The 9291-nt window shown below is 70.4% G+C and carries 13 protein-coding genes; 8 read left to right on the top strand and 5 right to left on the bottom strand.

The window, feature by feature from the left end; genetic code table 11:
• Positions 1-73: 73 nt before the first annotated feature.
• Entirely contained in the window at positions 74-301 is a 228-nt protein-coding gene (locus ABZ070_RS32920; RefSeq protein ID WP_356639300.1) for a hypothetical protein, read from the top strand.
• A gap of 143 nt (positions 302-444) precedes the next feature.
• Positions 445-1092 carry an HU family DNA-binding protein gene (locus tag ABZ070_RS32915; protein ID WP_356639298.1) on the top strand — a complete coding sequence of 216 codons (648 nt, stop codon included), beginning with the start codon at positions 445-447 and terminating at the stop codon, positions 1090-1092.
• Positions 1093-1239: 147 nt separating this feature from the next.
• Here ABZ070_RS32915 and ABZ070_RS32910 read toward each other — a convergent pair whose 3' ends face one another.
• A complete protein-coding gene (locus tag ABZ070_RS32910) occupies positions 1240-1443 on the bottom strand; it encodes a hypothetical protein (RefSeq protein ID WP_264247461.1) in 204 nt (67 codons plus the stop codon).
• A 9-nt stretch (positions 1444-1452) separates the two neighbouring features.
• Entirely contained in the window at positions 1453-2178 is a 726-nt protein-coding gene (gene cofC, locus ABZ070_RS32905; protein WP_356639304.1) for a 2-phospho-L-lactate guanylyltransferase, read from the bottom strand.
• Between the two features lie 148 nt (positions 2179-2326).
• On the opposite strand from cofC, the gene ABZ070_RS32900 reads away from it, so the two are divergent.
• The 3 genes from ABZ070_RS32900 to ABZ070_RS32890 all read left to right on the top strand — a co-directional run bounded on the left by ABZ070_RS32900 (position 2327) and on the right by ABZ070_RS32890 (position 5342).
• Complete coding sequence (locus ABZ070_RS32900) at positions 2327-3079, top strand: lysophospholipid acyltransferase family protein (protein ID WP_356639296.1); 753 nt, start codon at positions 2327-2329, stop codon at positions 3077-3079.
• Complete coding sequence (locus tag ABZ070_RS32895; RefSeq protein ID WP_356639294.1) at positions 3076-4086, top strand: NAD(P)H-dependent glycerol-3-phosphate dehydrogenase; 1011 nt, start codon at positions 3076-3078, stop codon at positions 4084-4086. The genes ABZ070_RS32900 and ABZ070_RS32895 overlap by 4 nt, the downstream gene beginning before the upstream one ends.
• Before the next feature lie 98 nt (positions 4087-4184).
• Positions 4185-5342, top strand: a complete 1158-nt coding sequence (locus ABZ070_RS32890; RefSeq protein WP_356639292.1) for a D-alanine--D-alanine ligase family protein — start codon at positions 4185-4187, stop codon at positions 5340-5342.
• A gap of 9 nt (positions 5343-5351) precedes the next feature.
• On the opposite strand, the gene ABZ070_RS32885 is transcribed toward ABZ070_RS32890, so the two are convergent.
• Together ABZ070_RS32885 and ABZ070_RS32880 are read right to left on the bottom strand one after the other, a co-directional pair.
• Positions 5352-5822, bottom strand: coding sequence for a DUF3515 domain-containing protein (locus ABZ070_RS32885; protein WP_356639290.1), 471 nt, complete (start codon positions 5820-5822; stop codon positions 5352-5354).
• Between the two features lie 20 nt (positions 5823-5842).
• Positions 5843-6076, bottom strand: a complete 234-nt coding sequence (locus tag ABZ070_RS32880; protein WP_029384521.1) for an Lrp/AsnC ligand binding domain-containing protein — start codon at positions 6074-6076, stop codon at positions 5843-5845.
• 311 nt (positions 6077-6387) lie between these two features.
• Here ABZ070_RS32880 and ABZ070_RS32875 point away from each other — a divergent pair, with 311 nt between their 5' ends.
• Complete coding sequence (locus ABZ070_RS32875) at positions 6388-7359, top strand: thiamine-phosphate kinase (RefSeq protein WP_356639288.1); 972 nt, start codon at positions 6388-6390, stop codon at positions 7357-7359.
• Between the two features lie 49 nt (positions 7360-7408).
• On the top strand, positions 7409-8197 hold the full coding sequence (gene thiD / locus ABZ070_RS32870) for a bifunctional hydroxymethylpyrimidine kinase/phosphomethylpyrimidine kinase (RefSeq protein ID WP_356639302.1): 789 nt from the start codon (positions 7409-7411) through the stop codon (positions 8195-8197).
• 135 nt (positions 8198-8332) lie between these two features.
• On the opposite strand, the gene rpmB is transcribed toward thiD, so the two are convergent.
• Entirely contained in the window at positions 8333-8518 is a 186-nt protein-coding gene (rpmB, locus tag ABZ070_RS32865) for a 50S ribosomal protein L28 (protein ID WP_003957616.1), read from the bottom strand.
• 253 nt (positions 8519-8771) lie between these two features.
• Here rpmB and ABZ070_RS32860 point away from each other — a divergent pair.
• On the top strand, positions 8772-9291 hold a 520-nt coding region (locus ABZ070_RS32860; RefSeq protein WP_356639286.1), incomplete at its 3' end, for a DAK2 domain-containing protein.

The following is a 9291-nucleotide window of genomic DNA, read 5'->3' as shown; positions in this document are numbered from 1 at the left end:
GTCCGGTGGGGGGCGCAGTCGCTTGTTGAGGCCCTGCCGGGCGACAACTCGCCCCAGATGGCACAATCGGTGCATGGAACGTGACAGCCAACTCGAGCTCTACGAGGCGGTCGCGGCCCGATTGAAGGAAGCGCACACAAAGGTGCGCGCACTGCAAGTCCCGGAGGGCGTAAGGATGGCGCTGTCCCGGAAGCTGCTGGTCGTCACGGCAGCGGCGAAGCACGATCTCCCGGACGCGGCAAGGCGTCTGGACCGGTTGATGAAGGACCTCGACGAGGGTCGATTCCCTGAAGGTGACTGACCTCAGAACGCAGCCGAGGTCGACTTCGTTGCGGCACTAGGGTGATTAGCCCGTTTCGTGTTTGATTTGCGGTATATATCTGCCTAACGTGCGAAAAAGCCTGGACGCAATCGTTCCGGCCAAATGTCTCCGAAGGGGAAGACGTGAACAAGGCGCAGCTCGTAGAAGCGATTGCCGACAAGCTCGGCGGGCGTCAGCAGGCCGCTGACGCCGTCGACGCCGTACTTGACGCGATCGTCCGCGCAACGGTCGCCGGAGACCGGGTTTCGGTCACCGGCTTCGGCTCGTTCGAGAAGGTCGACCGCCCCGCCCGCTACGCCCGTAACCCGCAGACGGGCGAGCGTGTCCGGGTCAAGAAGACGTCCGTGCCGCGATTCCGCGCCGGACAGGGCTTCAAGGACCTGGTCAGCGGCTCGAAGAAGCTCCCCAAGGGAGGTGAGGTCGCCGTCAAGAAGGCGCCCAAGGGCAGTCTTTCCGGCCAGGCGCCCACCATCGCGAAGGCCGCGGCCAAGAAGGCCGCCGCGAAGCGGACCGCCGCGAAGAAGACGACGGCGAAGAAGACGGCCGCCAAGAAGACCACCGGGGCCGCGAAGAAGACGACGGCGAAGAAGACGACTGCCACGAAGACCACCGCGGCCGCGAAGAAGGCGGCCCCGGCGAAGACCACCGCCAAGAAGGCCACGGCGAAGAAGACCGCCCCGGCCAAGAAGGCGACGGCCAAGAAGGCGCCCGCCAAGAAGACCTCGGCGCGCAAGACGACCGCCAAGAAGACGACCGCGAGGAAGAAGTAGCACTTGGGGCGCGACGCTCCAAGAAGTAAGCGGCACAAGGCCGCCCAGCCACTCACGCGCCGGGCCGGTCTCCCCCGGGAGACCGGCCCGCGGTGTGTCGGTGGGGGCAGTGCTTCGAGCGGGGCGGCGCCTCGCGGGACGGCGCCGTCAGAAGGTGTACAGCGTCACCAGTGTGATGCGGCGGCTCTCGCCCTCGCCCTCGGTCTCGATGCGCACCCGCTGCCCCGGGCGCAGGAGCCGCAGACCGCCCGCGTCGAAGGCCGCCGCGTCGAACTCCACGGGGGTTCCGTCGTCCAGCAGGACGCTCCCGCTGCGGGTCTCGGGGTCGTATGTGTACGAGGTCGCCTGCATGGATGCAGCTTAGAGGCCTTGGTGCCCCTCCGTGGCGCGCCGGTCCTCCCCGGCACGGACCCCCGCCGTCAGGCGCTCGGCGGTCCGCGGCCCCACGCCCAGCGCCAGCGCCGCCGCCAGGTCGTCGCCGGTGTCGACGTCCTGGCGCACGGAATCGACGCCGGTGAGAAGAATTTCCGCGGCGCCCGAAGCCAAATGCGCACGACGTGAAGGGCCGCCGAAAGCCGGCCGCAATTCCGCACCCGGCCGGGCACACAGCAAAGTCGTGCCGATTCCGGCTGCATCCGTCAGAAATGCCCGGGTAAATACCGAAGCGGCGGCGAGCGTGCGTTCCAATTCCGCGGTACGCAATGCGGGTAGATCGGCGTTGAGTGCCGCGACCGCCGCCGACGGACGGACCGCGCGCACCGTACGGACCCCGTGGGACAGCGCTGCGTTGAGGCCCGCTGCCGGAGCGTCCGGCACGATCCGCGCCCCCAGTGCCGCGAGCTCGGCCGTGGCCCTTCGATCGTCAGTGACGACCACCACATCCCGCACCACCGGGCAGGCCAGTGCCGCGGCAACGGTGTCCTGGGCGAATGCGAGGGCGAGGCGGGGCCGCAGTCTGTCGTCCGCGGCTCCGGCCAGCCGGCTCTTGGCCAGGGCCAGCGGTTTCAGCGGCACGACCAGGGACCAGGCGACGGCAGGCGCGGCGACCGGCATCGTGTCCGTGTCGAGGTCTTGGTCCGTGCGCATCGCGCCCATTGTGGCCCCAGCCGCAGAAGGCCCCGAGGGGAGGGCCCACAGGCGGGGCGTACCGTGTTCTCGACAGACCAGAGGCCTGGGGCGACACTTGACCCCCAGCAGCCAGGCAATAGCCCGGTCGTAAGAGGAAGGTGTCCGAGTGTCCCGCCGTAGAATCGGCTTCTGGTACCGCCTGGCCGCGGTCATCTCAAAGCCGCCGCTGTTGCTTCTGTTCAAGCGGGACTGGCGGGGGATGGAACACATTCCGGCCGACGGCGGATTCATCACCGCCATCAATCACAACTCGTACCTCGACATGTTCTCGTACGGGCACTTCCAGTACAACACCGGACGAGTGCCGCGGTTCCTTGCCAAAGCCGCACTGTTCAAGGCGCCCGTGGTCGGAGTGCTGCTGCGGGGCACCCGCCAGATCCCCGTCTACCGCGAGTCCTCCAACGCAGTCGGCGCCTTCCGCGCCGCCGTCGACGCGGTGGAGCGCGGCGAATGTGTCGCCTTCTACCCCGAGGGGACCCTCACCCGCGATCCGGGCATGTGGCCGATGACGGCCAAGACCGGTGTGGCGCGCGCCGCGCTGCAGACGAAGGCGCCGGTCATCCCCGTCGCGCAGTGGGGCGCCAACTTGGCGATGCCGCCGTACGCCAAGGAGAACAAGGTCCGTTTCTTCCCGCGCAAGACCCTCCAGGTGCAGGCCGGCCCGCCCGTCGACCTCTCCCGCTTCTACGGCCAGGACCCGACGCCCGAAGTCCTGAAGGCCGCGACCGAGGTCATCATGGCCGCGATCACCGTGCAGCTCGAGGAACTGCGGGGCGAGAAGGCGCCGGAGAAGCCGTTCGATCTGCGCCAAGTGCGCGCGGAGCAGCGCCGCAAGGCCGCCGGGGAGGAAGCGAAGTGACACAGCGCGTCAAGGCGGCCGTCTTCGGAACGGGCTCGTGGGGCACGGCTTTCGGCATGGTGCTCGCGGACGCAGGCTGCGAGGTCACCCTCTGGGGCCGCCGTGCCGAACTCGCGGAGGCGATCAACACCACCCGCACCAACCCCGACTACCTGCCGGGGATCGAGCTCCCGCAGAACCTGCGCGCCACCACCGATGCGGCAGAGGCGCTGCACGAAGCGGACTTCACCGTCCTTGCCGTCCCCTCGCAGACGCTGCGCGGCAATCTGGCCGCGTGGGCGCCCCAGCTGGCCGCGGACACCGTGCTCGTCTCCCTGATGAAGGGGGTCGAACTCGGCACCGCCAAGCGGATGAGCGAGGTCATCGAGGAGGTGGCCGGCGTGCCCGGCGAACGCGTCGCGGTCGTCACCGGCCCCAACCTGGCCAAGGAGATCGCGTCCCGCATGCCCGCGGCCGCCGTCGTCGCCTGCCGTGACGAGGCGGTCGCCCAGCGGCTCCAGGCCGCGTGCCACACGCCGTACTTCCGCCCCTACACCAACACCGACGTCGTCGGCTGCGAACTGGGCGGCGCCGTCAAGAACGTGATCGGTCTCGCCGTCGGCATCGCGGACGGCATGGGCCTCGGCGACAACGCCAAGGGCTCACTGATCACCCGCGGCCTCGCGGAGACCACCCGCCTCGGCCTCGCGATGGGCGCCGACGCGCTCACCTTCTCCGGCCTGGCCGGGCTCGGCGACCTGGTCGCGACCTGCTCGTCCCCGCTGTCGCGCAACCACACCTTCGGCACCAACCTCGGCCGCGGAATGACGCTCCAGGAGACCATCGCCGTCACCCGGCAGACGGCCGAAGGCGTCAAGTCGTGCGAGTCCGTGCTGGATCTGGCGCGGCGGCACGGGGTCGACATGCCTATCACCGAGACCGTCGTCGGCATCGTCCACGAGGGGAAGCCGCCGGTCGTCGCTCTCAAGGAGCTGATGTCCCGGGCCGCGAAGCCCGAGCGGCGCTGACCTGTGCCGGGCCGTCCGCCCCCGGGCGGTCGGCCCGGCGCGGCACGCCCGCGCCTGCACTCCACGACGTTCGAACCGCACGGTAGTCTCATCGCGATATGAGCACCGAGAACCTCCCCCAGAGCCCCGAGCAGCAGCTCCGCAAGCCGCGCGTAGCCGTCGTCTTCGGCGGCCGCAGCTCCGAACACGGGATCTCCGTGGTCACCGCGGGAGCGGTGCTGCGCGCCATCGACCGCACCAAGTACGACGTCCTGCCGATCGGCATCACGTCCGACGGCCGGTGGGCGCTCACCGCCGACGAACCCGAGCGGATGGCGATCACCGACCGCAGGACGCCGAGCGTCGAGGAGCTCGCGGAGTCCGCCGAGGGCGGCGTGGTGCTGTCCGTCGACCCCGGGAGCCGTGAGGTCGTCTACAGCGAGCCCGGTGCCGTGCCCAAGGCGCTCGGCGAGGTCGACGTCGTCTTCCCGGTGCTGCACGGCCCGTACGGCGAGGACGGCACCCTCCAGGGCCTGCTGGAGCTCTCCGGCGTCCCCTACGTCGGCTCCGGCGTCCTCGCCTCGGCCGTCGGCCAGGACAAGGAGTACATGAAGCGGGTCTTCGTCTCCTTCGGCCTCCCCGTCGGCCCGTACGAGGTCGTCCGCCCGCGGGAGTGGGCGCAGGACGCGGCCGCGGCGCGCAAGAAGATCGTCGACTTCGCGGGTGAGCACGGCTGGCCGCTGTTCATCAAGCCCGCCCGCGGCGGCTCCTCCATGGGCATCACCAAGGTCGACGACCTCGCCGGACTCGACGACGCGATCGCCGAGGCGCAGCACCACGACCCCAAGATCCTGGTGGAGTCGCTGCTGCGCGGCCGGGAGATCGAGTGCGGTGTGCTCGAGTTCGAGGACGGCCCGCGCGCCAGCGTCCCGGCCGAGATCCCGCCGGTGACGGCGCACGACTTCTACGACTTCGAGGCCAAGTACATCGACTCCGCCGCCGGCCTGGTGCCCGCCCCCCTCACCGAGGAGGAGACCGCCGAGGTCCAGCGGCTCGCGGTCCAGGCGTTCGACGCCGCCTCCTGCGAAGGTCTGGTGCGCGCCGACTTCTTCCTCACCGAGGACGGCGAGTTCGTCATCAACGAGATCAACACCATGCCGGGCTTCACGCCGATCTCCATGTACCCGCGGATGTGGCAGGAGAGCGGCGTCGCCTACACCGAGCTGGTGGACCGGCTGATCCAGGCGGCCCTGCGCCGCTCCACGGGGCTGCGGTAGCCGCCTTCGTCAAAACGTGGCGGGGACCGTCTTCTTGACGGGCCCGGCGAGGTCGGTCAGCGGGCTGATGTCGTGCGTGTACTGCTTGCCCAGGGTGACCTCCACATACGTCTCGCGGTACGTGGTGGTGAGCCTCGGGCCGGCGTCACGCTCCTCCAGCAGCCAGTTGACTCCGTCCACATCGACGCCCTGGCCCTGGGGATCGCTCATCCTTTCCGGCCGGGGCACGCCACAGCGCAGTACGATCGCGGCATCGCCCCAGCCGGCGGTGAGTTCGGACGACGGCTCGGGGTCGTCGCGGCCCTGCCCGGCGACCTCGTCCGGCAGCTCCTCGTTCAGCGCACGGCACAGGGCTGCTTCCTCGGCCGGGGGGCTGGGAACCGTGATCGACGCCGACGCGTCCGTGGAGGAGCAGCCCGCGGCGGTCACCAGCAGGGCGGCGGCGGACAGGAAGAGGGGCCGGCGGCGGTAGGACGTCACCGGCCAAGCCTAGACGGGGGCTACAGATGCACGACCGGACAGGTGAGGGTGCGCGTGATGCCGTCCACCTGCTGGACCTTGGCGACCACCATGCGTCCCAGGTCGTCGACGGTGTCGGCCTGCGCTCGCACGATCACGTCGTACGGACCGGTCACATCCTCGGCCTGGATCACACCCGGGATCTTGCCGATGGTCTCGGCGACGGTCGACGCCTTGCCCACTTCGGTCTGAATGAGGATGTACGCCTGTACCACGGAGCCTCCAGGGCGGCACGAGGATCATGTCCCCTACCGTCGGTGGGGAGATCCCAGGGAGCGGGGTCGCCACGGTATCGCGTCCTCGCGGGCCGCGGGGAGACCCTCGCTGCGGACGGCGTCCGCAGCGTGGCGTACGGCGAGCAGAAGTTGACGTATCTCTTGACGGTAACGACAGCGGTGAAGGCTCGCGACCGCGAGCGCATGCCAGAAGGGGCACCCGTATGCGGTGCCCACCCGGGGGCCGACCCCCGCACGCCCGGCAGGGGAGCCGGTCGCACGCAGCGTCCAGGACAAGGAGAGGTGACTCGGTGAAGGGAACTGTGGGCGAATTGGGGGAGTTCGGGCTCATCAGGGAGCTCACCTCGAAGCTCACCACCACCCCCGCGGTACGGCTCGGGCCGGGCGACGACGCCGCGGTCGTGGCCGCGCCCGACCGACGGGTCGTGGCCACGACGGACCTTCTGCTGGAGGGCCGGCATTTCCGCCGCGACTGGTCGACCGCGTACGACGTGGGACGCAAGGCCGCGGCACAGAACCTGGCCGACATCGCCGCGATGGGCGCGGTCCCGACCGCGGTCCTCCTCGGCTTCGTCGTCCCGGCCGACCTGCCCGTCACCTGGGCCACCGAGCTCATGGACGGCATCCGTGACGAGTGCCAGGTCGCCGGAGCGGCCGTGGTGGGCGGTGACGTCGTCCGCGGCGACACCATCACGATCGCGATCACCGCGCTCGGCGACCTCCGCAACCACGAACCCGTGACCCGCTCGGGCGCGCAGCCGGGCGATGTCGTCGCCTACACCGGCTGGTTGGGATGGTCGGCCGCCGGGCACGCGGTGCTCTCGCGCGGCTTCCGCTCCCCGCGCGCCTTCGTGGAGGCGCACCGCCGGCCCGAACCGCCGTACCACGCCGGTCCCGCGGCCGCCGGGCTCGGCGCCACCGCCATGTGCGACATCAGCGACGGGCTCGTCGCCGACCTCGGGCACATCGCGGAGGCGAGCAAGGTCCGGATCGACCTGCGGTCCGGACTGATCGACATCCCCTCGCAGATGAACGACATCGGCCAGGCCGTCGGCGTCGACCCTCTGCAGTGGGTGCTGACCGGGGGAGAGGACCACGCGATCGTCGCCACCTTCCCGCCGGACGCCAAACTGCCGGCCCGCTGGAAGGTGATCGGGGAGGTCCTCAACCCCTCCGCGCTGCCGCAGGTGACCGTCGACGGCGCACCGTGGAACAGCAAGGGCGGCTGGGACCACTTCGGCGACATCGAGGACGGCAAGTAGGCATCGGGGACGGGCAAGTACATTCGGGGGCATGCCGATACCTCCCCGCATGCCCGCACCCCCTCGTGTGCTCACCGTCGCCGGATCCGACTCCGGCGGCGGTGCCGGAATCCAGGCCGACCTCAAGACCATGCTCGCCTTCGGCGTCCATGGGATGAGCGTGCTGACAGCGGTCACCGCACAGAACTCGCTGGGCGTCCAGGGCGCCTGGGAGCTACCGGTGGAAGCGGTACGCGCCCAGTACCGCAGCGTCGTCGACGACATCGGCGTACAGGCCGTCAAGACCGGGATGCTGGCGTCCGCCGAACTGGTCGAGACCGTCGCGGAGCTGCTCGCGGAAACGGACGCGCCCGTGGTCGTCGATCCGGTCGGCGTGTCCAAGCACGGCGACCCGCTGCTCGCGGCCTCCGCACTCGACTCCGTACGGAACAAACTGCTGCCCGCGGCGACGGTGGCCACACCCAACCTGGACGAGGTGGCCCAGCTGACCGGCATCGAGGTACGGGACGAGGACGGCATGCGCAGGGCCGCCGGAGCCGTACTGGGCTTCGGGCCCCGCTGGGCGCTGATCAAGGGCGGCCATCTCGCGGGCGACGCGGTGGACCTGCTCACGGACGGCGATCAGGAGCACTGGCTGCGGGCGCAGCGCCACGACAACCGGCACACGCACGGCACGGGCTGCACGCTCGCCTCCGCGGTGGCTTCGGGACTGGCGACGGGCATGACCGTCCCGGAGGCGGTCACGTCGGCCAAGGAGTACGTCACCGGCGCGATCGCGGCCGGGTTCGCGCTCGGCAGGGGCATCGGTCCGGTCGACCACGGCTGGCGCTTCCGCTAGGCCCGGACAGGGCCAGGCCGCCGCCTGGCCGTAGCTTTCGCCCGCCGTCCCCGGAGCACGGCAAAAAGCCGGTCCACCGAGGTGGACCGGCTTTCAAGGCAACCGCAGGGGCTGCGCTACGACGAAACGTCGGCGTTAGCGCGAGACCTTGCCGGCCTTGATGCACGAGGTGCAGACGTTGAGCCGCTTCGGCGTCCGACCGACCACTGCACGCACACGCTGGATGTTCGGGTTCCAGCGACGGGACGTACGGCGGTGCGAGTGCGAAATGTTGTTGCCGAAGCCCGGCCCCTTGCCGCAGACGTCGCAGTTGGCAGCCACGGGTCACTCCAAAGACTTCAGATGCACTTACGGTGAATCCGGCGCGCCGGAATCAGTGATCTGAAGTGGCTCGCCGGGGGAATGGCCCGATTCTCATCGGGCAACTGGAGCAGCATACATCCACTGCTTCCGAGAGACGAAACTAGCACGCTCCCGCCGCCCCCCGCCCCGCCGTCCGGAGCCGGCCGGGGTCTACGCTGCGGGACAACCCGCAGCCCCGGCCCACGTCCGGCCGCACAAGGAGGATCGCCAGGTGCCGCAGAGTCTCGACGCCTCGGCCGTACGCGCCTGGTGCTCACTGGCGCTGGAAGCCCTGGGCCGGGAGCGCGAGGAGATCGACGCCATCAACGTGTACCCCGTCGCGGACGGGGACACAGGCACGAATCTCTACCTGACCGTCGAATCGGCCGCCCAGGCCGTCGAGGCGGTGTTCGCCGCCCACGAGACCGGAGACTTCGCACCCGCCCCCGCCGATGTGATCCGCGCCATGGCCCACGGCGCGCTGATCGGCGCGCGCGGCAACTCGGGCACGATCCTGGCGCAGCTCCTGCGCGGCATGGCGGAACGGATCGGTGACGGAGACCACCTCGCCGGAGCGCTGCGCCGGGCCGCCGAACTGGCGCGCGAGGCGGTCGCGCACCCCGTGGAGGGCACGATCCTCAGCGTGGCCGGCGCGGCGGCCGACGCGGCCGAGAGCGCACCAGTTCCTCCTCGCGGCGGCCGTCGTCGCCCTCGTCTGGGCGAACAGCCCCTGGAGCGAAGCGTACGAGTCC

Origin of the sequence: Streptomyces sp. NPDC006283 (assembly GCF_040613325.1) — a bacterium.
GTDB lineage: Bacteria > Actinomycetota > Actinomycetes > Streptomycetales > Streptomycetaceae > Streptomyces.
This window is presented reverse-complemented; position numbering and strand designations above follow the sequence as displayed.

Excerpts from the sequence above, each read along its gene's own strand:
- ABZ070_RS32920 (WP_356639300.1), top strand. The coding sequence starts at position 74 with ATGGAACGTGACAGCCAACTCGAGCTCTACGAGGCGGTCGCGGCCCGA.
- ABZ070_RS32910 (WP_264247461.1), bottom strand. The coding sequence starts at position 1,443 with ATGCAGGCGACCTCGTACACATACGACCCCGAGACCCGCAGCGGGAGC.
- cofC (WP_356639304.1), bottom strand. The coding sequence starts at position 2,178 with ATGCGCACGGACCAAGACCTCGACACGGACACGATGCCGGTCGCCGCG.
- ABZ070_RS32890 (WP_356639292.1), top strand. The coding sequence starts at position 4,185 with ATGAGCACCGAGAACCTCCCCCAGAGCCCCGAGCAGCAGCTCCGCAAG.
- thiD (WP_356639302.1), top strand. The coding sequence starts at position 7,409 with ATGCCCGCACCCCCTCGTGTGCTCACCGTCGCCGGATCCGACTCCGGC.